The sequence below is a fragment of the Agromyces fucosus genome, assembly GCF_004134865.1.
In the GTDB taxonomy this organism is placed as follows: domain Bacteria; phylum Actinomycetota; class Actinomycetes; order Actinomycetales; family Microbacteriaceae; genus Agromyces; species Agromyces fucosus.
Genome location: NZ_SDPO01000003.1, coordinates 233,823 through 255,418, shown reverse-complemented (window position 1 = coordinate 255,418; position 21,596 = coordinate 233,823). Strand labels below are relative to the sequence as shown.

General features: G+C 70.4%; 21 protein-coding genes. 12 read left to right on the top strand and 9 right to left on the bottom strand.

The features are described from left to right. Positions 1-70 precede the first annotated feature (70 nt). On the top strand, positions 71-2,176 hold the full coding sequence (locus ESP57_RS12740; RefSeq protein WP_243648520.1) for an APC family permease: 2,106 nt from the start codon (positions 71-73) through the stop codon (positions 2,174-2,176). Positions 2,177-2,185: 9 nt separating this feature from the next. Beyond that, entirely contained in the window at positions 2,186-2,629 is a 444-nt protein-coding gene (locus ESP57_RS12735) for a DUF1801 domain-containing protein (RefSeq protein WP_129231850.1), read from the top strand. Between the two features lie 25 nt (positions 2,630-2,654). On the opposite strand, the gene ESP57_RS12730 is transcribed toward ESP57_RS12735, so the two are convergent. After that, the gene (locus ESP57_RS12730; protein WP_115960449.1) at positions 2,655-3,830 is read right to left on the bottom strand and encodes an NAD(P)-binding domain-containing protein; all 1,176 of its coding nucleotides are present in this window, start codon (positions 3,828-3,830) and stop codon (positions 2,655-2,657) included. 201 nt (positions 3,831-4,031) lie between these two features. On the opposite strand from ESP57_RS12730, the gene ESP57_RS12725 reads away from it, so the two are divergent. Then, positions 4,032-4,238, top strand: a complete 207-nt coding sequence (locus ESP57_RS12725) for a DUF3073 domain-containing protein (protein WP_056011954.1) — start codon at positions 4,032-4,034, stop codon at positions 4,236-4,238. 142 nt (positions 4,239-4,380) lie between these two features. On the opposite strand, the gene ESP57_RS12720 is transcribed toward ESP57_RS12725, so the two are convergent. Continuing rightward, positions 4,381-5,157: an LLM class flavin-dependent oxidoreductase gene (locus ESP57_RS12720; protein ID WP_129231849.1), complete on the bottom strand. Its 777-nt coding sequence runs from the start codon at positions 5,155-5,157 to the stop codon at positions 4,381-4,383. 10 nt (positions 5,158-5,167) lie between these two features. Next, on the bottom strand, positions 5,168-6,271 hold the full coding sequence (purM, locus tag ESP57_RS12715; protein ID WP_115960443.1) for a phosphoribosylformylglycinamidine cyclo-ligase: 1,104 nt from the start codon (positions 6,269-6,271) through the stop codon (positions 5,168-5,170). 80 nt (positions 6,272-6,351) lie between these two features. Between purM and ESP57_RS12710 the strand changes: the two genes are divergently transcribed. The 3 genes from ESP57_RS12710 (at position 6,352) to purF (ending at position 9,014) form a co-directional block, all read left to right on the top strand. Then, the gene (locus ESP57_RS12710; protein ID WP_056011963.1) at positions 6,352-6,963 is read left to right on the top strand and encodes a hypothetical protein; all 612 of its coding nucleotides are present in this window, start codon (positions 6,352-6,354) and stop codon (positions 6,961-6,963) included. A 37-nt stretch (positions 6,964-7,000) separates the two neighbouring features. Next, the gene (locus ESP57_RS12705) at positions 7,001-7,432 is read left to right on the top strand and encodes a hotdog fold thioesterase (RefSeq protein WP_056011966.1); all 432 of its coding nucleotides are present in this window, start codon (positions 7,001-7,003) and stop codon (positions 7,430-7,432) included. 124 nt (positions 7,433-7,556) lie between these two features. Continuing rightward, a complete protein-coding gene (gene purF / locus ESP57_RS12700; protein ID WP_115960435.1) occupies positions 7,557-9,014 on the top strand; it encodes an amidophosphoribosyltransferase in 1,458 nt (485 codons plus the stop codon). Between the two features lie 24 nt (positions 9,015-9,038). On the opposite strand, the gene ESP57_RS12695 is transcribed toward purF, so the two are convergent. Both ESP57_RS12695 and ESP57_RS12690 read right to left on the bottom strand, forming a co-directional pair. Beyond that, positions 9,039-9,407, bottom strand: a complete 369-nt coding sequence (locus tag ESP57_RS12695) for a potassium transporter Trk (protein ID WP_243648519.1) — start codon at positions 9,405-9,407, stop codon at positions 9,039-9,041. Between the two features lie 91 nt (positions 9,408-9,498). Further along, positions 9,499-12,402, bottom strand: a complete 2,904-nt coding sequence (locus ESP57_RS12690; RefSeq protein WP_165877465.1) for an HtaA domain-containing protein — start codon at positions 12,400-12,402, stop codon at positions 9,499-9,501. A 162-nt stretch (positions 12,403-12,564) separates the two neighbouring features. Here ESP57_RS12690 and ESP57_RS12685 point away from each other — a divergent pair, with 162 nt between their 5' ends. The 3 genes from ESP57_RS12685 to ESP57_RS12675 all read left to right on the top strand — a co-directional run bounded on the left by ESP57_RS12685 (position 12,565) and on the right by ESP57_RS12675 (position 15,681). Further along, positions 12,565-13,710: a heme/hemin ABC transporter substrate-binding protein gene (locus ESP57_RS12685; RefSeq protein WP_129231846.1), complete on the top strand. Its 1,146-nt coding sequence runs from the start codon at positions 12,565-12,567 to the stop codon at positions 13,708-13,710. An 82-nt stretch (positions 13,711-13,792) separates the two neighbouring features. Then, the gene (locus tag ESP57_RS12680; RefSeq protein ID WP_129231845.1) at positions 13,793-14,899 is read left to right on the top strand and encodes a FecCD family ABC transporter permease; all 1,107 of its coding nucleotides are present in this window, start codon (positions 13,793-13,795) and stop codon (positions 14,897-14,899) included. Continuing rightward, entirely contained in the window at positions 14,896-15,681 is a 786-nt protein-coding gene (locus ESP57_RS12675) for a heme ABC transporter ATP-binding protein (RefSeq protein ID WP_129231844.1), read from the top strand. Before ESP57_RS12680 ends, ESP57_RS12675 begins: the two co-directional genes overlap by 4 nt. Before the next feature lie 18 nt (positions 15,682-15,699). On the opposite strand, the gene ESP57_RS12670 is transcribed toward ESP57_RS12675, so the two are convergent. Beyond that, entirely contained in the window at positions 15,700-16,083 is a 384-nt protein-coding gene (locus tag ESP57_RS12670; protein WP_129231843.1) for a sterol carrier family protein, read from the bottom strand. Positions 16,084-16,155: 72 nt separating this feature from the next. Next, a complete protein-coding gene (gene lspA, locus ESP57_RS12665) occupies positions 16,156-16,695 on the bottom strand; it encodes a signal peptidase II (protein ID WP_115960417.1) in 540 nt (179 codons plus the stop codon). Between the two features lie 101 nt (positions 16,696-16,796). Here lspA and purD point away from each other — a divergent pair, with 101 nt between their 5' ends. Together purD and ESP57_RS12655 are read left to right on the top strand one after the other, a co-directional pair. After that, the gene (purD, locus tag ESP57_RS12660) at positions 16,797-18,134 is read left to right on the top strand and encodes a phosphoribosylamine--glycine ligase (RefSeq protein ID WP_056011996.1); all 1,338 of its coding nucleotides are present in this window, start codon (positions 16,797-16,799) and stop codon (positions 18,132-18,134) included. A gap of 27 nt (positions 18,135-18,161) precedes the next feature. Beyond that, entirely contained in the window at positions 18,162-19,112 is a 951-nt protein-coding gene (locus tag ESP57_RS12655) for a phosphoribosylaminoimidazolesuccinocarboxamide synthase (protein WP_129231842.1), read from the top strand. A 107-nt stretch (positions 19,113-19,219) separates the two neighbouring features. On the opposite strand, the gene ESP57_RS12650 is transcribed toward ESP57_RS12655, so the two are convergent. Beyond that, positions 19,220-19,747, bottom strand: coding sequence for a DUF1269 domain-containing protein (locus ESP57_RS12650; RefSeq protein WP_082571474.1), 528 nt, complete (start codon positions 19,745-19,747; stop codon positions 19,220-19,222). Positions 19,748-19,949: 202 nt separating this feature from the next. Between ESP57_RS12650 and ESP57_RS12645 the strand changes: the two genes are divergently transcribed. Beyond that, positions 19,950-20,792: a VOC family protein gene (locus ESP57_RS12645; RefSeq protein ID WP_056012004.1), complete on the top strand. Its 843-nt coding sequence runs from the start codon at positions 19,950-19,952 to the stop codon at positions 20,790-20,792. 108 nt (positions 20,793-20,900) lie between these two features. On the opposite strand, the gene ESP57_RS12640 is transcribed toward ESP57_RS12645, so the two are convergent. After that, positions 20,901-21,551, bottom strand: a complete 651-nt coding sequence (locus ESP57_RS12640) for a TetR/AcrR family transcriptional regulator (protein ID WP_165877464.1) — start codon at positions 21,549-21,551, stop codon at positions 20,901-20,903. Positions 21,552-21,596 lie beyond the last annotated feature (45 nt).

The following is a 21,596-nucleotide window of genomic DNA, read 5'->3' as shown; positions in this document are numbered from 1 at the left end:
CCACAACTCTACTCGGCGCCCCTGAGCGGCAGACTTGACACCGGTCGCGGCGGGTGTAGTCTCGACCGCCGTGACGAATGAGGCGGATACACCGCCGGCTGAGTTGAAGTCGCCGAAGCACTGGATCATCGGCGACCCGCTGCCAACAGAGAAACTCGAGGGCCAGCTCCTCCCGAAGCGCTTCGCGCTCCCGATCTTCGCGAGCGACCCGCTCTCGTCGGTGGCGTACGCGCCGCAGGAGCTCGTGATGATCCTCATGGTCGGCGGACTCGCCTTCCTGAGCTTCGCGCCGTGGGTCGCACTCGCGGTCGTCGTGCTGCTCGTGACGGTCGTCGCGAGCTATCGCCAGCTCATCCGCGCCTACCCCTCCGGCGGCGGCGACTACGAGGTCGCGCACCGCAACCTCGGCGAGAAGGCGGGCCTCGTGGTCGCGTCGGCACTGCTCGTCGACTACGTCATGACCGTCGTCGTGTCGGTCGCGTCGGGCGTCGACAACATCATCTCGGCGATCCCCGAGCTGAACCCGTTCCGCGTCGAGCTCGCGATCGTGTTCGTCATCATCCTCGCGGCCATCAACCTGCGCGGCGTCTCGGAGTCGTCGAAGGCCTTCGCGGTGCCGACGTATCTCTTCATCGGCAGCGTCTTCGTGATGATCGTCGTCGGCCTGACCCGCACGTTCATGGGTGATCCGCCGGTCGCCGAGTCCGCGACCTTCGGCGTCGAGGCCGAGTCCCTGACGCAGGCGGGCATCATCCTGCTGCTGCTGCGCTCCTTCGCGAGCGGATGCTCCGCCCTCACCGGCGTCGAGGCGATCTCGAACGGCGTGCCGGCGTTCCGCCGCCCGAAGGTGAAGAACGCGCAGCGCACGCTCGTGCTCATGGGCGGCATCGCGATCGTGCTCTTCGCGGGCCTCACGGCGGTCGCGCTCATCTCCCAGGTGCACTACGCCGAGGATCCATGCCACCTGATCGGCTGGAGCGGGTGCGCGACCGAGCCGCAGCGCAGCCTCATCGCACAGGTCGCCGCCGCGACGTTCGGCGACGCGACCATCGCCTTCTACCTGATCCAGGCCACCACGGCGCTCGTGCTGCTGCTCGCGGCCAACACCGCGTTCAACGGCTTCCCGCTGCTCGGCTCGGTGCTCGCCCGTGACGGCTATGCGCCGAAGTCGCTGTCGACTCGCGGCGACCGCCTGATCTACTCGAACGGCGTCGTGATCCTCGCGCTCGCGGCATCCCTGATCCTGCTGATCTTCCAGGCGAACCTGACCGTGCTGATCCAGCTCTACATCATCGGCGTCTTCGTCTCGTTCACGCTCGGCCAGACGGGCATGGTGCGGCACTGGCTGCGCGAGCTCTCGCGGCTGCGGCATCCGGCCAAGGGGGCGCCGAAGCGAGCCCCGCGCGCCGACCCCGACGACGCTCCCCCGCTCACTCGCGGTGCGATCCTGCGCGCGCTCGTGATCAACGCGATCGGCGCCGCGATGACCGCGGTCGTGCTCATCGTGGTCACGGTCACGAAGTTCACGCACGGCGCGTGGATCGTGTTCCTCCTGATGCCGATCCTGTTCTTCCTGATGATGGGCGTGAACCGCTACTACCGCGACGTCGAGAAGGAGATCGAGGTCGACCCGACCACGACCTTCGGCGCGACGGGCGACCACGCGATCGTGCTCGTCGGCCGCATGCAGAAGCCGACGCTCAAGGCGCTCGACTACGCGATCGCCGCCCGGCACGACTCGCTCGAGGCCATCCACGTGTCCCTCGACGACGAGGAGACGAAGCGCCTCAAGAAGGACTGGGTCAAGCAGAACATCCACGTGAAGCTGCGGATCCTGAACTCGCCCTACCGCGACCTGAGCTACCCGCTCATCACCTACATCAAGTCCCGGCGCGAGGAGCACGGCTCCGAGGTCGTGACCGTGTACATGCCGCAGTACGTCGTGGGCCACTGGTGGGAGAACATCCTGCACAACCACAAGGCCCGGCGCATCCGCCAGAAGCTGCTGCTCGTGCACGGCGTGACGGTGTCGCTCGTGCCGTGGCTGCTCGACTCCTCCGACCTGCTCTACGGACGCCGCTCGCGCCCGCTGCCGGGTCAGGACCGACGCGGCGAGCCCGTGCGCCCCGTGCCCCGCCGTCCGGTCGTCGAGTCGAACGAGAAGCGCCGGCGTTAGGCTGGCGCCATGGCCACGGACTACACGGATGCCTCGGTGCACGAGTTCGTCGACCGGGTCGCGCACCCCGTGCGCCGTCGCGACGCCGAGACGCTGCTCGAGCTCTTCTCCCGTGTGACGGGTGAGCCGCCGCGCATGTGGGGGCCGTCGATCATCGGGTACGGCGAGTACCACTACACGTACGAGAGCGGCCGCGAGGGTAGTGCAGGAGCCGCGGGGTTCTCGCCCCGCAAGGCCGCGACGACGATCTACTTCCCCGAGGGCGTCGGCGCGCACGCTGAGGCACTCGCGAAGCTCGGCGCGCACACGACGGGCGTCGGATGCCTCTACCTCAAGAACCTCGACGACGTCGACCTCGACGTGCTCGCGTCGATGGTGCGTGCCTCGTACCGCACGGTCACCTCGGGTACCTTCGGTCAGCGCGCTCGCGACAGCGCCCCCTCCGCCGGTTGAGCCAGCCGGACCGCACCGCTCGGGGCTAGAGCATCGCCATGATCTGGCGCGCGATCATGCGGCCCGCACGGCTCGCGCCGATCGTCGAGGCCTGCGGACCGTAGCCTGCGAGGAAGATCCGCGGGTCGCTCCACGCGGCGCCCTGGCCCACCGTGATGCCGCCGGCCTTCTCGCGCAGCTTCAGCGGCGAGAGGTGGCGCAGGTCGGGGCGGAAGCCGGTGGCCCAGATGATGACGTCGGCCCGGGCCATGCCCGACTCGTCGCCGTCCCAGACCACCCGGTCGGCCTCGATGCGGTCGAACATGGGCCGCGCGACGAGCAGCCCCCGCTCGATGCCCGCGGCGATGCGACGGCTCTTCGGCACGCCGGTGCCGCTCACGATCGACGGCAGTGCCCGACCCGAGCGCGCGGCCTCGTCTTGCATGGCGACGGCTGCGGATGCCCCTTCGAGGTCGAGCTCCTGTCGGTCGAGCCAGTCGATCGGCCGGCGCGAGACCCAGGTGAGCCCGGCGGCGACCTCTTCGAGCTCGAGCATGAAGCCGATCGCCGAGGTGCCGCCGCCGACCACGACGACGTGCTTGTCGCGGAAGTCCTCTGCGTCGGTGAAGTCGGAGGTGTGCACGTGGCGGCCGGCGAACTCGGTCATGCCCGGGTAGTACGGCACGAACGGCGAACCCCAGGTGCCCGTCGCGTTCACGAGGAACTGCGTGTTGATCTCGTGCTGCGGCGCCGACGGCTCCGCCGGCTCCTCGAACGTCTTGCGGCGACGGCCGAAGAGCCCGCGCGCGGCCTTCTGCTCTTCGAGGGGCTGCGGGGCGAGGTCTTCGTAGCGCACCTGCAGGTCGACGCCGTCGTTCACGACCCGGCGCACGTTCATGGGCCGTCGCACCCGCAGGTCGAAGTGCTGCTCGAACCGGTCGTAGTAGTCGGCGACGACGTCTTTCGCGGGGAGATTGCGGTCGGCGGTGTCGAAGCTCAACCCGAGCTCGGACATGCCCGGCAGGTCGTTCACCCGGTGCGCAGTACCGAGCCGGAGCGACGACCAGCGGTGCTGCCAGGCGCCGCCAGGACCGGGGGCACGGTCGAGCATGACGAAATCGTCATCGGCCACGAGCTCGAACCGTCGCAGGTAGAAGGCGACCGACAAGCCGGCCTGTCCGGCGCCGATCACCACGACCTTCACGCGTTCGGGGCTCGTCATCACCTGACAATCTCAGCACGGCTTGCTGTGTGCTCGCAGCACGCGAGCCGAAAGCCACCATACGTCCTCCGGCATGCCTGTGCAGTACGCCGAAGCGGGTCTGCGGCGGTGCTAAACTGGCGGTTGGACGAATTCATTTATCAGATGAGCGCCGGGTGAAGACCAAATCCCACCCGGCCAGATGCCGTAAGGGGGTCACGCATGGGGCGCGGCCGTCAGAAAGCCAAGCACACCAAAGTCGCTCGGGAGCTGAAGTACTTCAGCCCGAACACCGACTACAACGCGCTTGAGCGCGAGCTCACCACGAGCTCGCCGCATGACGAGTACAGCGAAGAGGCGTCGAAGTGGGCGGAGTATTCCGCTGACGATGACGACACCTATGTCGCGGAGGACGAACAGCGCGCATAGCCGCGCGTTCTCCTCGCAGCTCGCAACGACCTCGCACCACCGCGAGACTTCCGGCCTTCGAGGCCCGGCGCAGCGGTGACCGAACGGCGGATGCCGCGGCATCCGCTGCTCGATGCTGCGAGGCGTCCCGCACCGGACGGAGCTACACCGGGCGGACCTCCGCGGCGCGTTCGACCCATGCGGCGGTCGTCTCGACGAATCGTTCGAGCTCGGCGAGCGACCCGCTCGGGGTGATCGCGCGCAAGACGATTTCGTCGACCGTTGACTCGTAGGCTGCGACCCCGCCCGCGCCGTCGATCGTCGCGTCGATCGCGCGGATGCCGAGGCGGGCGAAGTTCGCGGCGTAGGCCGGCACCTGCTCGTAGCGTTCGGACTCGGCCTCGAGCTCCGCACGGGCGTCGTCGTCGACGACGGTGCGCGTGTAGAGGACCGACCGCGCGCGTCGCTCGCCTGCGCTCGCCCGCAGTTCGGCGGTCGTGGCGGACGCCGCCTGGGGCGTCAGCCAGTTGAGCAGTACTCCGTCGGCGCGTTCGGCGGCGAGCCGGCGCATGCGCGGGCCGAGGGCGCCGAGGATGATCTCGGCGTCGCAGCGTTCGCGCAGCCTCGCGACGCCCTGCTCGACGAACGCCAGCGGGTGCGCGATGCGACCGGAGCCGATGCCGATGCTCGTGCGCGCCTCGGGGAGGCCCGCGAGGTCGAGCGTGTCGACCGGTCGCCGGTCGAGCGGGATCACGCCGGTCGCGAGCCCGAGCCGCTCGGTCGCCGCCGCGGCGACGCGGAGTCCGGCGAGCGAGTCGCCGCCCGGCACGTCGTTGAGCCACAGCGCGTGGAATCCGAGCCGCTCGATGCGCGGCGCGAGCGCCGCCACGATCGACGCATCGGTCGTGCCGATCAGTCCGATCGAGACGGGCGTGTGCACGGGCGGCCGATCAGCTCGCGTAGGAGCCGACGAGTCGCACGGCGCCGCCGTCGACGCCCTTGGCGCCCTGCTCGAAGCCCCCGAGATCCCGGGCGCCGATCGTCACCGTGCCGGCCTGCCACGACGGGAGGCCGAGGGCGCCGAGCGCCGAGATGACGGATGCCGCGGCATCCGCTCGCACGACGGCGAAGAAGCCGATGCCGAGGTTCCAGGTGCCCTCGGTCGACTCGAGCGAGGTGCCCGCGAGGTCGTTCAGCACGCGGAAGACGGGGGCCGGCGACCAGCTCGTGCGGTCGAGCTCGACCCAGGAGCCGAGCGGCAGCACACGGGCGAGGTTCGCGGCGATGCCGCCGCCCGTGACGTGGGAGAGCGAGTGCACGGCGTCGCCGTGCGGGCCGGCGAGCAGCTCGACGAGCTGACCGGTGTAGAGGCGAGTGGGCTCGAGCAGGGCCTCGCCCCAGGTCGTGCCGAGCTCGGCCGAGGCGTCGGTGTACCCGATGCCGGCGCTCGTGAGGATGTGCCGCACGAGCGAGAAGCCGTTGGAGTGCAGGCCGCTCGACGCGATCGCGATGACGGCGTCGCCCGACTCGACCTTCTCGGCACCGAGCAGTCGGTCGGCCTCGACGATGCCGGTCGCGGCGCCCGCGACGTCGTAGTCGTCGGCGCCCATCAGGCCCGGGTGCTCTGCGGTCTCGCCGCCGACGAGGGCGGTGCCGGTCTCGGCGCAGGCACGGGCGATGCCCGTGACAATCGAGGCGATGCGCTCGGGCACGACCTTGCCGCACGCGATGTAGTCGGTCATGAAGAGCGGCTTCGCACCGACCACGACGATGTCGTCGACGACCATGCCGACCAGGTCCTGGCCGATCGTGTCGTGCTTGTCGAGCGCCTGCGCGATCGCGATCTTCGTGCCGACGCCGTCGGTGGAGGTCGCGAGCAGCGGACGCGTGTAGTCCTTGGCGAACGAGAGGTCGAAGAGCCCGGCGAATCCGCCGACCCCGCCGAGCACGTTCGGCCCGTGCGTGGCGGAGACCGACGCCTTCATCAGTTCGACGGCGAGATCACCCGCGTGCGTGTCGACTCCGGCAGCGGCATAGGACGAGTTCGAGGTCACCCGTCAAGCGTACCCGCGCCATGCCGGCTCTCCGCGTGCCGAACCGTGCCGCTGCGCGAACGGCGGACTAAAATACAGCCATGCAGCCGGGGGGCACACCGTCGTGGGTGATCCGTGAGAACGCGAGTCGCCCGGTCCTCCTCGCGCTCTATCTGCGCGAGGTGCTCGGTATCGCCTCTCCTCTCGAACTGCCGCGCCTGCGCGACGTCGGGCCCGTCGGCGACCGCCTCGAGATCGATCAGCACGACCGTCTCGAGCAGCAGTGGCGCACCTGGTGGGCGATGACCGTGGAACCCGAGACGCATCCGTCGGCCGTGCCGCTCGAGCTCGTCGACGCCTACGAGACCGAGGTCGCGCTGCCGACGTCGGGCGCCGAGGTGCTCGCCGCGGCTATCCTGCCCCACGCGGAGGCGGCGCGGGCCTGGGCCGACTGGGCGCACGACGGCTACCGCAACGCATCGGCATCCCGCCGCGGCGACTCGTATCGCGCCTACGCCGGCACCATCGCCGAGCACGAACGCGAGGTCGGGCGCCGCGCCCACTCCTTCGAACTCAACGTCGAGGTCGTGCCGCTCGCCGAGTCGGGCGTCTGGTGGATCGGCGACATGACCGTCGCGGTGACCGATTCGCTCCGATCGGATGCCTCGGCGTTCGACGACGCCATGCACCCGATCATCGCCGAGCTCGCATAGACCGGCTCGGCGCTGCCCGCGTGCCAGACTCGACGGCATGAGCATCTGGTTCGGCGAGCCCTCACTGGAGTGGGCGAACGCGCGCGACGACACCCTGATCCGCACCCTCGGCATCGAGCTGACCGAGACGACCGACGGTTCACTCAAAGGCCGGATGCCGGTCGACCACCGCACCCGCCAGCCCGGCGGGGTGCTGCACGGCGGAGCATCCGTCGCCCTCGCCGAGACGCTCGCGAGCTGGGGCGCGACGCTCACGGTGGACCCCTCGAAGTTCTACTGCGTCGGCATGGAGATCAACGCGAACCATGTGCGCCCCGTCGCCGAGGGCTGGGTCTACGGCGAGGCCATGCCCCTCACGCGCGGCCGCACGACACAGGTCTGGGACATCAGGATCACGGATGCCGCGGGCAAGCTCGTCTGCGTCTCGCGCTGCACGATGGCCGTGCTCGCGAAGCCGTCGGAATACTGATTCCGCGCTCGCATCTGCTCAGCTGAGCAGCAGCGTTCGCTCAGCCGGCTCACACGCGCGCGTGTGCGAGGATTGAGGAGTCCTGCTCGGACACTTCCCCCACCTTCGAGGAGCCATCGCTCGCATGTGCGGCATCGTCGGAATCGTCTCCACTGAACCGGCCAACCAGCAGATCTACGACAGCCTGCTGCTGCTGCAGCACCGCGGCCAGGACTCCACCGGCATCGCGACGGCCGACGGCCCCATCTTCCACATGACGAAGGCGCGCGGGCAGGTGCGCGAGGCCTTCCGCACGCGCGACATGCGCTCGCTTATCGGCAACATGGGTCTCGGTCACGTGCGGTACGCGACGAAGGGCGCCGCCGAGCGCGAAGAGGAGGCCCAGCCGTTCTACGTGAACGCGCCGTACGGCATCACCCTCGTGCACAACGGCAACCTCACGAACACGCGTGAACTGTCGGAGGACCTCTTCCGCATCGACCGCCGTCACGTGAACTCCACGAGCGACACCGAGATGCTGCTGAACGTCCTCGCCACCGAGCTGCAGGGCCAGATCACGGGGCTCGACCTCGACCCCGACCAGGTCTTCACCGCCGTCGAGCAGGTGCACGAGCGAGTCGAGGGCTCCTACGCCGTCATCGCGCTGATCGCCGGCTACGGCCTCCTCGCGTTCCGCGACCCGTTCGGCATCCGGCCCCTCATCCTCGGCCGCCGCACCGCCGGGAACGGTCGCGACGAGTGGATCGTGGCATCCGAGTCGCTCGTGCTCGAATCGGGCGGCTACGAGATCGTGCGCGACGTGCACCCGGGTGAGGCCATCTTCATCGGCCTCGACGGCCAGATGATCTCGCGCCAGTGCGCGAAGAACCCGATGCTCGTGCCGTGCTCGTTCGAGTACGTCTACCTCGCCCGCCCCGACTCGATCATGAACGGCATCTCGGTCTACGAGGCGCGCCTTCGCATGGGCGACCGGCTCGCGACGACGATCGAGACGCACATGGACAAGGGCGACATCGACGTCGTCATGCCGATCCCCGACTCCTCGCGCCCCGCCGCGATGCAGGTCGCGCAGAAGCTCGGCATCGAGTACCGCGAGGGCTTCTACAAGAACCGCTACGTCGGCCGCACCTTCATCATGCCCGGCCAGGCGGAGCGCAAGCGCTCGGTGCGTCAGAAGCTCAACGCCATGGGCACGGAGTTCAAGGGCAAGAACATCCTCATCGTCGACGACTCGATCGTGCGCGGCACGACCTCGAAGGAGATCGTCGAGATGGCCCGCGCGGCCGGTGCCAACAAGGTGACGTTCACCTCGGCGGCCCCGCCGGTGCGATTCCCGCACGTGTACGGCATCAACATGCCGAGCCGCCAGGAGCTCATCGCCTACAACCGCAAGATCCCCGAGATCGCGTCGGAGCTGAGCGCCGACCACATGATCTACCAGGAGGTCGCCGACCTCCAGGCCGCGATCACCGAGGGTACCTCGATCGAGCAGCTCGACCTGTCGTGCTTCACTGGCGACTACGTCACCGGCACCGTCACCGAGGAGTACCTCGGCTGGGTGGAGCGCACGCAGCTCAGCTAGGCGCGTTGCGCCGGCCCGCGAACGCTACTCGTCGACGGGGTGGATCGTCTCGTGCTCGACGGTGACCGACTTCGCCCGGCGCGCGGTGGCACGATCGATCAGCAGGGCGACGAGTGCACCGAGCGCGAGGCCGATCGCCGCGCAGGCGAGCAGCAGGAACCCGAACACCTGGCCCATGTCGAAGTCGTCGTTGGCCGGGAAGCTCACGGTGAGGATCAGCGCCACGACCGCGCCCACGAGTGCCCCCAGGGTCATGAACCGCGAGTAGCGCGGGGCGCGACGCACGGTGACGAGGTCGCGCTCGACCTCGTGCTCGAGCGGCACGGATGCCTCGGCGCCGGGGACGCCGTTCGGGGTGCGCTCGGGTTCGGGCGTGTTCAGGGGGTCGGTCACCCCTCCATTGTCCCGCATTTCGCTGCGACCGCGGTGGGAGCACGGCAGAGGCCCGCCCCTTCCGGGGCGGGCCTCTCTCGTACCGAACCGGTCAGCTGGCCGAGCGACGACTCCGGAGGATCAGGAACGCCACGAGTGCGGCGATCGCGAGCGCGACGACGGCGACGAGCAGCCAGATGAGCCAGGCGGCCGGACCTTCGGCAGCCGTCGTCGCGGCCGTCGAGTCGTCGGCCACCGCCGGCTGCACCTCGGGCTTCGAAGCATCCGCCTCGATGCCGCAGTCGGCCGGGAGCGTGATCGCGAAGGAGACCGGGTCGAGTTCCTCGCCGCCCGCGTAGGTGCCGAACGCGGCGGCGCCCTCCTCGGTGAACTCGGCCGGAACCACCGTGCCGACGAGCGCGTCACCGGCGCGCTCGAGCGCCCCCTCGACGTCGAGCGCGGCGAAGCGCACGGCCGTCGCGGTGACCGGCTGGCCCTGCTGGGTCGTGCCAGTGACGTCGAGTCGGAGGTAGGCCTCGTCGTTCCCGACGAACTCGATCGACGGGTTCGCGATGGTCGTGTCGAGCGCTCCGTCGTGGCCGGTGAACTCGATCGAACCCGGGAAGGCGACGACGCCGCGCACGCTCTCGGCCTCGATCGAACCGGTGCCGCCGGCGAAGCCGAACACTCCGTCCTGCTCGCTCGCGCCCGTCACGGCCCACTGGCCGTTCGCGATGCCGCTCTCGAGGTACTGCAGGAACGACGTCTTGAAGCCCCAGTCGAGCGTCGCGTCGGTCACGACGCAGAGTCCGGCCGGCGCACTCACCGTGAAGCGGATGCCCTTCGCCGTCGACCCCTGGAAGGTCAGCGTGTGATCGCCGGGCTCGAGGCCGGCGGGAAGGCTCCCCGTCCAGGTGACGACACCGTTCGCGTCGGCGACGAGATCTCGTGCGAGCACGGTCGGCGTCGAGTAGACGACGACCATGATGTCGGCCTCGTTCGGCTGGAAACCGTCGACCGTCACGGTGACCTGCTTGCCGGCCGCGAGTGCGGCGAGCGTGGCGGGGTCGAGCGTGATGCCCGTCGTCGAGGGCGGGGTCGCCGGCACCACCCTCGCCGAGGCCTTCGCAGCGGACGAGGTGGCGACCGTGCCCGAGTTCCCCGCTGGCGCGGCTCCCGGCGTCCCGATGACGACCGTCAGCGGGTCGAGCGCACCACCGGCGGAGTAGTACCCCTCGAATGCGGCGGCTCCCGCGGCGGTCAGCGTGACCGGCGCGTTCGCGATGCGGGTCGCACCGTTCACGAGCGACTTCGAGCCGCGCGCGAGGTCGACGACGGCGAGGTCGACCCGTGAGCCGTTGGCCGAGACCTCGAGCACGCCGCTCGTGGGAGTGGTGACGCGCAAGGTCGGGTTCGCGAAGGTCAGGTCGAGCAGGCCGCCGTGACCGGTGAACCGCACGGAGCCCGCGTAGGCGGCGGTGCCGGTGCCGGTCACCTGGCTGTAGGTGCCGCCGGTCTGGCCGAACTGGAAGAGGCCGCCCGACTGGGTCGCGCCGGAGCCGACTGAGATCGAGCCCTTCGCGATGCTGCCGACGACGTAGTCGCGGAATGCACCGGAGACGCCCCAGGAGAGCGATCCGCTCGCGATCGGCGCAACGGGCCCAGTGCCCGGCCCCGGATCGGGCTTCGGAGGCTCGACTGTCGCGAAGCTGACGGGGGTGTACGTCTCGAACGCGGGCACCTTCGCACCGCTGCCGGCATAGGTGTAGACGCCGTAGTTGCCACCCGCGAGGGCCTTCTCGAACTCGCGCGCGGTCAACTCGACCTCGAAGGAACCGTCGGCACCGATCGCGACCGCACCCGCGGCGGCGCCGCCGATCGCCGCGACATCCGCTGCATCGACGACCCACTTCTGCGAGTCCACGACCCGAGCCGACGATGCGGCACCGGCGCTCGGCTTCCAGTTCTCGGCGAACGAACCGAACACCACGTACGCGCCGGCGAACTTGCCCGCCAGCGGCGGACGCACCCCATTCGTCGCGGGGGCGTTCGGAACGAATCCGGTGCCCTTCACGACGACCTTCTCGCCCGCGGCATCCAACCCGCTCGTCTTCGACACCGACACCGTCGGCACCACCGGCTCGGGTTCCGGCTGGGCGATCGTGATCGGCGAGAACGCGTCGAGGGAACGGTCGGTGACCGAGAGGCCGTGTGCTGCGGACGTCGCCGCGACGTACGACCTCGCCGGATCGAACGAACCGGCCGCCACCTTCACGGTCGTCGTGAACGCACCATCGACGATCGAGCCGGCGGGCACCCACGCGAGACCGAGCCAGCCAGAGGCCACCAGCGGACCGCCGCCGCTCCAGATCGAAGCGTCCCCGAGCAGCACGTACGCGCCGTTCGCCGCGCCTGCGCCCACGTAGCCGGTGCCCGAGACCGTGAACGTGTTCTCGGCCGCGGGGTCGACTTCGGTCGAGGGCGACACGGTCAGCACCGGATCTGCCACGGGTTCCGGCGGAGTCGGCTGTGCGATCGTGATCGGCGAGAACGCGTCGAGCGAACGGTCGGTGACCGACAGCCCGTGCGCAGCCGAGGTCGCCGCGACGTAGGACTTCGCCGGGTCGAACGACCCGGCCGGCACCTTCAGCGTCGTCGTGAACGCACCGTCGACGATCGAGCCGGCCGGTACCCACGCGAGACCGAGCCAGCCAGAGGCCACCAGCGGACCGCCGCCGCTCCAGATCGAAGCGTCCCCGAGCAGCACGTACGCGCCGTTCGCCGCCCCTGCGCCCACGTAGCCGGTGCCCGAGACCGTGAACGTGTTCTCGACGGCGGGGTCCACCTCATCGGCGGGCGTCACGGTGAGCGACGGCGAGGCGACCGCTGCCGGAGCGATCTCCTCGGCGAGCGCGGGCGCCGCTGTCAGGATCGAGCCGCCGAGGGCGAGCAGCGCCGCGAGGGAGCCGGCGAGCCAGCGCCTCGAGTGGGTGGATATCGGTGACGGTGTCTTCACGACGCGGTCCTCCAGGCATGGCGAAGCGACGGCGCGCACAGTGCGGCGGACGCAAGCGAGGGGTGGGAGTGGGTGTGCTGAGTTAGGTAAGCCTCAGCTAAGAATGACGCTAGAGTGAAGCCTGCCGCCCTGTCAACTTTAAGGTAAGGCTTACCTCACTTCATGGCTTCCCATGTCACGTCGCGCCCGATCTCGGCCCGTGCGACCCGTACCGTGTCCGTCGCAGTGCTCGCCGTGACGGCGATGCTCACCACGGGATGCGTCGCCACCGCGACCGGCTCGACCACCGAGCCGCAGTGCGTGGCGAGCGCGACCCCCTTCGCCGAACTCGCGATCGACGAGTCGCCGCGCACGATCGAGGGCCCGTCGACGGCGTGCCTCGCCGACGCCGCACTGCCGATGATCGACTCCGATGAGACCCCGCAGCTTCCCGCGACGGTCACCGACGACGAGGGCACGAAGGTCACGGTGACGGATGCCTCGCGCATCCTGCCGATCGACGTCTCGGGCTCGCTCGCCGCCACCGTGTTCGGCCTCGGCCTCGGCGACCGCGTCGTGGGGCGTGACAGCTCGACCGGGTTCGCCGAGGCATCCGCTCTGCCCGTCGTCACGCAGGGCGGTCACAACCTGACCGCCGAGGCGATCCTCGCGCTCGACCCGACCGTCGTGATCACCGACACGACGCTCGGACCGCTCGACGTGCTCGACCAGTTGCGCGACAGCGGCATCCCCGTCGTGATCACGACGTCGGAGCGCAGCCTCGACACGATCGACGAGCTCATCGACCAGGTCGCGACAGCCCTCGGCGTACCCGAACGCGGCGGACTGCTCGCGGCGCAGGTCGACGCCGACCTCGTCCGCGTCACGGCGGACATCGCCGCGGCGATCCCGTCGGACGCTGCGGTGCGACCGCGCATCGCGTTCCTCTACGTGCGGGGCTCGGCGAACGTCTACTACCTCTTCGGCGCCGAGTCGGGCGCGGACTCGCTCATCGAATCGATCGGCGGCATCGACATCGCGAGCGAGATCGGCTGGGAGGGCATGCGACCCGTCACGGCGGAGGCGCTCGTCGCCGCCCAGCCCGACGTCGTGCTGCTCATGAGCGGCGGCCTCGAGTCGGCCGGCGGCATCGACGGTCTGCTCGAGCGCGTACCGGCGCTCGCGTCGACGCCGGCCGGCCTGCACCGCAGGTTCGTCGACATGGCCGACAGCGAGATCCTGAGCTTCGGGCCGCGCGCGCCACAGGTCGTCGAGGCCCTCGCGCGGGCGGTGTGGGCGCCCGAGCAGTCGGGGTACCTCGATGACTGACACGCGCGCGAGTGCGCCGGAAGCACCGGAAGCACCTGAAGCGCCTGAAGCGCCTGGGACACCTGAAGCGTCTGAGGCGCCGATGGCGGCCGCACCCGCTGTCGCGGCCGACGCCGTGCTCCCGAGCCTCGCGTCGAACGCGAAACGCGGCGTCACCCCGCGCACGCGCAGCGCGCTGCTCTTCGCCGGCCTCGCGGTCGCGCTCGTCGCGGGCATCGTCATCTCCGCGGGCGCCGGGCAGCTGCCCGTGCCACCCCACGAGGTCTGGAACTCGCTCCTGCGCGGCCTCGGCCTGAGCGACGCTCCCGAGGCCCTGCCCAACACGGACTCGGCCCTCTGGAACATCCGCTTCCCGCGCATCGCGATGGCCCTGCTCATCGGCGCAGCGCTCGCGATGGCCGGCACCGTCATGCAGGCGATCTTCGCGAACCCGCTCGCGGAGCCGGGCGTGGTCGGCGTCTCGTCGGGCGCCGCGCTCGGCGCCGCCGCCGCGATCGTGCTCGGCTGGACGGCGTTCGGCGACTGGGTGACGGCCGTCGCGGCGTTCGCGGCCGGGCTCGGAGCAACCCTCGTGGTCTACCTCGCGAGCCGCGCCGGCGGACGCACCGAGGTGGTCACGCTGGTCTTGACGGGCATCGCGATCAACGCGTTCGCGGGCGGGGCCCTCGCGTTCCTCACCTTCATCGGCGACACGGGCTCCCGCGAGGAGATCGTGTTCTGGCAGCTCGGATCCCTGAACGGCGCTCGCTGGCCCGAGGTCGCCGTCATGCTCCCGCTCGTGATCGTCGCGGGCACCGCGGCGCTCCTCCTCGGCCGCACGCTCGACCTCTTCTCGCTCGGCGAGCGCGGGGCGCGTCACCTCGGCGTGCGCGTCGAGGCGGTGCGCATCGTGTCGATCGTCGTCGTCGCCGTGCTCGTCTGCTCGGCCGTCGCGTTCGCGGGCATCATCGCCTTCGTCGGCCTCATCGTGCCCCACCTCATGCGCATGGTGATCGGCCCGGCGCACCGGCCGCTGCTCGTCGCGAGCGCCCTCGGCGGCGCCGTGCTGCTGCTCTTCGCCGATCTCGCCGCCCGCACGATGGTGCCGATGGCCGACCTGCCGATCGGCATGCTGACGTCGATCATCGGCGGCCCGTTCTTCTTCTGGCTGCTGCGCCGAACGCGCCGCCGTTCGGGAGGCTGGGGATGAGGCCTGCACCAGACGCCATGGCCCTCACCGCAGCCGGCCTCGCCGTCGAGATCGACGGTGTGCGCCTGCTCGACGCGGTCGACTTCTCGGCCACCCCGGCGCGCGTGCACGCGCTCATCGGCCCGAACGGAGCGGGCAAGTCGACCCTGCTCGCGGCACTCGCGGGCGACCGCGCGGCGGCATCGGGCACCGTGCACCTCGGCGGAACGCCCGTGGCCCGACAGTCGCCGAAGGCGCTTGCACGACTCCGCGCCGTGCTGACGCAGGAGCACACGGTCTCGTTCCCCTTCCCCGTGCGGGAGATCGTCGCGATGGGGCGGCATCCGTGGGCCGGCAGCGCTGCGGCCGAGCACGACGATCGCGAGATCGACGCGGCGATGGCGGCCACGGATGTCTCGCATCTCGCCGCCCGCACCGTGCCGTCGCTCTCGGGAGGCGAGCGCGCACGCGTCGCCCTCGCCCGCGTCATCGCGCAGCGCACGCCCGTGCTGCTCCTCGACGAGCCGACGGCCGCGCTCGACCTCAAGCACCAGGAGGACGTGCTGCGCCTCGCCCGCGACCACGCCGCTGCCGGCGCCACGGTCGTCGTCGTGCTGCACGATCTGAACCTCGCCGCCGCCTACGCCGACGACATCACGCTGCTGCGGCACGGCCGGGTCGTCGCGACGGGTGCTCCCGCCGACGTGCTGACGGCGGAGCGCATCGAAGCGGTCTACGGCCAGCCGGTCGAGGTCGTGCCGCATCCCCGCACTGGGGTTCCGCTCGTGCTGCCCGTGCGCTGAGACCTGTGCCGTGCCGGGTCAGCGGATGATCGGCAGCACGTCGCCGAGATCGGCCCGCTGGCCCGAGGCGTGCACCCGGCCGGCCCCACGCGCGTCGGCCCATGAAAGGGCGCCCGTCGCGAGGGCGAGCCACGTCGTGACATCCGTCTCGACCACGTTCGGGGGCGTGCCGCGCGTGTGCTTCGGACCCTCGATGCACTGCACGGCGCCGAACGGCGGCACGCGCACCTCGACCGTGCCGCCGGGCGCCTCTTCGGCGAGCAGCTGCAGCGAGTAGCGCACCGCGAGCGCGAGCGTCGAACGATCGACGGATGTCGCGGCATCCGCACCCTCGGCCGTCGCCGCCTGCACGACCGACACTGCCGCCCGCCCGATGTCGTCGCCGATCCTCACGCGTGCCATGTCGGCCATTCTGCCACCGGCGGCCCGCAGCCGTCAGGGCCGCTCGTCAGGGCCGCTCGCCGACGCCGACCGTCAGGCGTCGTCCCGCACGCGCCCGCCCTTGGGTGCGATGCCCATGAACGTCAGCACGAGGATCATCACGGCGCCCGCGAAGATCGCGATGTCGGCGACGTTGCCGATGAACCAGTCGCCGTACCCGATGAAGTCCACGACATGGCCGCGGCCGAAACCGGGCTCGCGGAAGAGGCGATCGCCGAGGTGCGTGATGGCGCCGCCGAGGATGAGCCCGAGGGCGATCGTCCAGCCCACCGAGCCGACCCGCCAGGCGAACCACGCGATCGCGATCGCGCCGACGCCGGCGAGGATCGCGAAGATCCACGTGTACTCGGTGCCGATCGAGAATGCGGCGCCCGGGTTGTAGACGAGGACGAAGCGGATGAGGTCGCCGATCACCGGGATGGTGCTGCCGTCGCCGAGCTGGGCCTCGGCCCACCACTTGCTCGCCTGGTCGATCACGACGATGAACGCGGCGATGGCGAGCACCCACCAGAAGAGACGGTGGCCGCGCGGGCTCGGAACGTCTACGGGCTGATCGTCGGGCGTCGCGTTCACGCCTCCATCCTCTCAGCAGATCGAGCGGTGGGCGGGCGTGAGGCATCGATCGCGGTGTCACGGGGCGAAGCGGGCGCAGCCCAAGGAGGTAGCCTGAACCGGTGAGAATCCTCGTCCTCGGCTCGGGCGCGCGCGAGCACGCCATCATCCTCGCGCTCCTCGATGAGGAGGCCGGCCACGAGATCATCGCGGCGCCGGGCAACGCGGGCATCGCGGCATCCCCCACGTCTTCTGCGCGCGGCAGCGTCACGACCATCGCGCTCGACCCGACCGACCCGGTGCTCGTCAGCGACTACACGCTCGACAACGACATCGAGTTCGTCATCATCGGCCCCGAGGCGCCGCTCGTCGCGGGCGTCGCCGACGCGCTGCGCACCCGCGGCATCGCCGTGTTCGGGCCGGGCAAGGCCGCCGCCGCGCTCGAGGGATCGAAGACATTCGCGAAGCGCATCATGCAGGACGCCGACGTGCCGACCGGCCGTGCCAACCTCGCCGACACGCTCGACGAGGTCGAGACCACGCTCGACGAGTTCGGCTCCCCCTACGTCGTGAAGGCCGACGGCCTCGCCGCCGGCAAGGGCGTGCTCGTCACCGAAGACCGCGACGCCGCCGTGGCGCACGCCGCGCACTACCTGCAGCAGGGCCCCGTGCTCATCGAGGAGTTCCTCGACGGCCAGGAGGTCTCGCTGTTCCTGCTCTCCGACGGCACGAACGTGCTGCCGCTCTCGCCCGCACAGGACTACAAGCGACTGCACGACGGCGATGCCGGTCCGAACACCGGGGGCATGGGCGCCTATTCGCCACTCCCCTGGCTCGCCGACGCCTCCGACGGCCGAGGCGGCCGCTTCGGCAGCGAGGCGGCGTTCGTCGACGAGGTCATCGAGACGATCGCCCTGCCGACCGTGCACAAGCTCGCCGAAGAGCAGACCCCGTTCATCGGCCTGCTCTACGCGGGCCTCATCCTCACCTCGCGCGGCATCCGCGTGATCGAGTTCAACGCCCGCTTCGGCGACCCCGAGACGCAGGTCGTGCTCCCCCGCCTCGAGACCCCGCTCTCCGGCCTGCTTCTGGCAGCCTCGACCGGCGGGCTCGGTTCGCTGCCGCGACCGGTCTTCAGAGCGGATGCCGCGGTCACGGTCGTGCTCGCGAGCGAGGGCTACCCCGAGTCGCCCCAGACGGGCCGCGCCATCGAGGGCATCGAGGCCGCGGCATCCGTGCCCGGAGTGCACCTCGCCCACGCCGCGACCGCGATCGGCGCCGCAACCGGCGACGGCGCCGAAGAGCTGCCGCTCATCGCGACCGGCGGCCGCGTGCTCAATGTCGTCGCCGTCGGCGACGGCTTCGCCGAAGCCCGCCGGCGCGCGTACGAGGCGCTCGGGCACCTGCGGCTCGACGGCGGCCAGTACCGCACCGACATCGCCGCGCGCGTCGCCGAATAGGCCTCTCGTCACCGAATGAAGGAAGCCATGAGCGATTCGCAGGAGCACGCCGACTGGACCCACGTCTACTCGGGCAAGGTGCGCGACCTCTACGTGCCGACCGAGCTGCTCGTCGACGACGACAGCTGGACGGGTGATCCGCTGAGCCTCTCGCCCGTCGTGCTCGTGGTCGCGACCGACCGCGTGAGCGCCTACGACCAGGTGCTCTCGCCCGCGATCCCCGGCAAGGGCGCGATGCTCACGAGCCTCACCCGCTGGTGGTTCGACCAGCTCCCCGAGGTGCCGAACCACCTCGCGCACCCGCTCGACGACCGCCTCGAGGCACTCGAGCTGCCGGAGGTGCCCGCCGAGCTCGCCGAGCGCGGCACACTCTGCCGCACGCTCGACATGTTCCCCGTGGAGTGCGTCGTGCGCGGCTTCATCACGGGCGGCGGATGGAAGGAATATCAGGAGACGGGCGCCATCGGCGGTTACGCCCTGCCCGAGGGGCTCTCGAACGGCGACCGCCTGCCCGAGCCGATCTACACACCGGCCTGGAAGGCTCCCCTCGGCGAGCACGACGTCAACGTGTCGTACGAGCGCACTGTGGAGCTCGTCGGCGAGGTCGTCGCCGAGCAGCTGCGTTCGCTGTCGCTCGAGATCTTCGCCCGCGCATCGGAGATCGCCGAAGCGCGCGGCGTCATCCTCGCCGACACGAAGTTCGAGTTCGGCGCCGACCGGTCGACCGGCATCGTCACGCTCGCCGACGAGGTGCTCACGAGCGACTCGAGCCGCTACTGGGACGCCGAGGCGTACGCCACCGCCGCGACGCCCGAGCTGCGCATGGCGAGCTTCGACAAGCAGATCGTGCGCGACTGGCTCTCGGCGAACTGGGATCAGGAGGTCTCAGAGGAGCCGCCGACCCTCCCCCACGAGATCGTCGAGCAGACCGCCGCCAAGTACCGCGAACTGCTCGACCGGTTGACGGCCGGCGCCTGAGTCTCGGCACGTCGGTCGAGTAGGCCCGCCAGGGCCGTATCGAGACCATGCGGCACGGTAGGTCTCGATACCTCGCTTCGCTCGCTACTCGACCGACGATGTCTCGCCTATGAGCCGATCGCCTTTGCGATCTTGTCGCCGCCCTCGCTGATCGCCTTCTCGAGGGCCTCGTAGTCGTCTCGATCGATCGCCTTGTCGACCTTCTTGGCGTACTTCGTCAGCACCGCGTCGATGCGGTCGAGGTACTTGTCGTCGAGCACGGCCACGATGGCCGACGACCCCTTCGGCAGGTACTCCTCGAGCTCGAGGCCCACCTTCTTCTCATCGTGCTTCTTCGCGATCGCGCCCGAGATGGCGCCGACGCCCGCTCCGATGGCCGTCGCGGCGAGCAGCGGGGGTGCGAAGAGGCCGACGACGAGGCCGGCAGCACCGCCGATCCACGTGCCGGCGGCGACCTGGCCGGTGCCGTGCTCGTCGACGGCGACCCTGCCGTCGTCACCGCGACGCATCACGACCGAGGACACGACCTCGAGCTCGGATGACGCCTCGGCGTCTTTGAGCGAGCGGTACTCGTCGGTGGCGGTCGCACCGTCGTCGTAGGTCGCCACGTACAGCACCAGGTTGTCCATGCCCATGTCTTCGTCCCCTCCAGAAGGCTCCCCGTCGGTCCCCGGGAGCCGGTGTGCCTCCATCGTAGGGATGGCGGCGCTCGAGCGGCAGTCCCGTTTCCGACGATCTCGATCGGGAATGCGCGGCGCGATCCCCCGGTTATCATTAGTTGTGATTACAACCAATGGAGCGCCGGAGGGCGCCGGGCTGCTCGCCGCCGACACCGGCATGGGCGCCGTGACGCTGCGCGTCGGCGACCTCGACGCGATGATCCGCTACTACCGCGACGCCGTCACGCTCGAACTGCTGAGCCACGACGGCCCGGTCGCGGTGCTCGGCCGCGGCTCGACGCCGATCGTGATCCTCGAGCACGCGCCCGAGCTGCGTCATGCCTCGCCGCGCGATGCCGGACTCTTCCACACCGCGATCCTCTTCGACACCCGTGAAGCGCTCGCGACCGCGATCTACTCGGTGGCCTCGAAGCATCCGGGCACCTTCACCGGCAGCGCCGACCACCTCGTGAGCGAGGCCTTCTACTTCACCGACCCCGAGGGCAACGGCATCGAGCTCTACTTCGACCGCGACCGCTCCAAGTGGAGCTGGACGCACGGAACGATCGAGATGGCGACGCTGTACCTCGACCCCAACGAGTACCTGCGCGAGCACCTCACCGAGGGCGGGGCGGATGCCGCGGCAGCCGGCACCGGCCTGGGCGAAGCCGTCGTCGGCCACGTGCACCTCTCGGTCGGCGACGTCGCGAGTGCCCGCGAGTTCTACGTCGATCGGCTCGGCTTCGAGACCACGGCCGAGATGGGCGACCAGGCGCTCTTCGTCTCGGCGGGCGGGTACCACCACCACATGGCCATGAACACGTGGAACAGCCGCGGCGCCGGCCGTCGCGCGCTCGCGCTCGGGCTCGGCAAGGTCGAGATCGTCGTGCCGAGCGCCGACGACCTCGGCGACCTCGGCGAGCGCATGGGCCACTACCGTGTCGCGACCCGCGACGACGGCCTCACCCTCGCGTTCGACGACCCGTGGGCCAACCTCGTAGTGGTGCGCGCCGCCGGCTGAACCGCGACGTTCGCACCTCCCGCCGAAGTGACGCGAATCGACCTCGAGTGACCCGCTCGAGGTCGATTCGCGTCATCTCGACGTGCGCAGTTGGTTGCGCGGCGGCGGTCAGCGCGGCGCGGGCGACGAGCCCTTCGCGTGCGACATGTCGTGGAATTCGTCGAACGCCTGGCCCTCGCCGGGCAGCGGCGTGAGATCGGGTCGGGCGCGCAGCCCGTCGAGCATGACCGCGAGCTGGCGACGCCAGTACGGCAGGTAGGCCCCGCCGTATTGCCCCAGCGAGCCGAGCATGTCGACCATGATGCTGAGGTCGACCGCGGTCACGTCCTGACGCAGGGTGGCCTCGGCCTTCGCCCGGGACACCACGGCATCCATCATCGGTGCGAACTCGGTGCCGGGGCGGTGGGTCGGGTCGAGTTCGGCGACGCGACGCATCACCGCCGGCAGGTGCGGCGACGCGACGAGCCATCCGCTGACCAGGTCGAGCCAGAGCTCGATCGCCTTCCACCCGGTCTCCGCGGCGAGGAACTGCGGTGCGAACTCGCGCAGGTCGGTGACCGCGGCGTCGTAGAGCTCGCGCACGAGCGCATCGCGGTTCGGGAAGTGCCGGTAGACGGTGCCGGCACCGACGCCGGCACGCACGGCGAGCTCGTCGAGCGGCGCGTCGATGCCGCGCTCGGCGAAGAGCTGCTTCGCCTCGGCGAGCAGGCGCTCATGGTTGCGTCTCGCATCACGGCGAGGCGACAGGGATGAACTCACGCTTTCACTGTACGCGCGTCGGTGCCGTATGATTCGGAGGGTCAC

Coding starts and splice junctions, on each gene's coding strand:
- ESP57_RS12685 (WP_129231846.1), top strand. CDS start 12,565: ATGGCTTCCCATGTCACGTCGCGCCCGATCTCGGCCCGTGCGACCCGT.
- ESP57_RS12730 (WP_115960449.1), bottom strand. CDS start 3,830: ATGACGAGCCCCGAACGCGTGAAGGTCGTGGTGATCGGCGCCGGACAG.
- ESP57_RS12710 (WP_056011963.1), top strand. CDS start 6,352: ATGCAGCCGGGGGGCACACCGTCGTGGGTGATCCGTGAGAACGCGAGT.
- ESP57_RS12655 (WP_129231842.1), top strand. CDS start 18,162: ATGAGCGATTCGCAGGAGCACGCCGACTGGACCCACGTCTACTCGGGC.
- ESP57_RS12675 (WP_129231844.1), top strand. CDS start 14,896: ATGAGGCCTGCACCAGACGCCATGGCCCTCACCGCAGCCGGCCTCGCC.
- purF (WP_115960435.1), top strand. CDS start 7,557: ATGTGCGGCATCGTCGGAATCGTCTCCACTGAACCGGCCAACCAGCAG.
- ESP57_RS12705 (WP_056011966.1), top strand. CDS start 7,001: ATGAGCATCTGGTTCGGCGAGCCCTCACTGGAGTGGGCGAACGCGCGC.
- ESP57_RS12725 (WP_056011954.1), top strand. CDS start 4,032: ATGGGGCGCGGCCGTCAGAAAGCCAAGCACACCAAAGTCGCTCGGGAG.
- ESP57_RS12645 (WP_056012004.1), top strand. CDS start 19,950: ATGGGCGCCGTGACGCTGCGCGTCGGCGACCTCGACGCGATGATCCGC.
- ESP57_RS12735 (WP_129231850.1), top strand. CDS start 2,186: ATGGCCACGGACTACACGGATGCCTCGGTGCACGAGTTCGTCGACCGG.
- ESP57_RS12670 (WP_129231843.1), bottom strand. CDS start 16,083: ATGGCACGCGTGAGGATCGGCGACGACATCGGGCGGGCGGCAGTGTCG.
- ESP57_RS12650 (WP_082571474.1), bottom strand. CDS start 19,747: ATGGGCATGGACAACCTGGTGCTGTACGTGGCGACCTACGACGACGGT.
- ESP57_RS12680 (WP_129231845.1), top strand. CDS start 13,793: ATGGCGGCCGCACCCGCTGTCGCGGCCGACGCCGTGCTCCCGAGCCTC.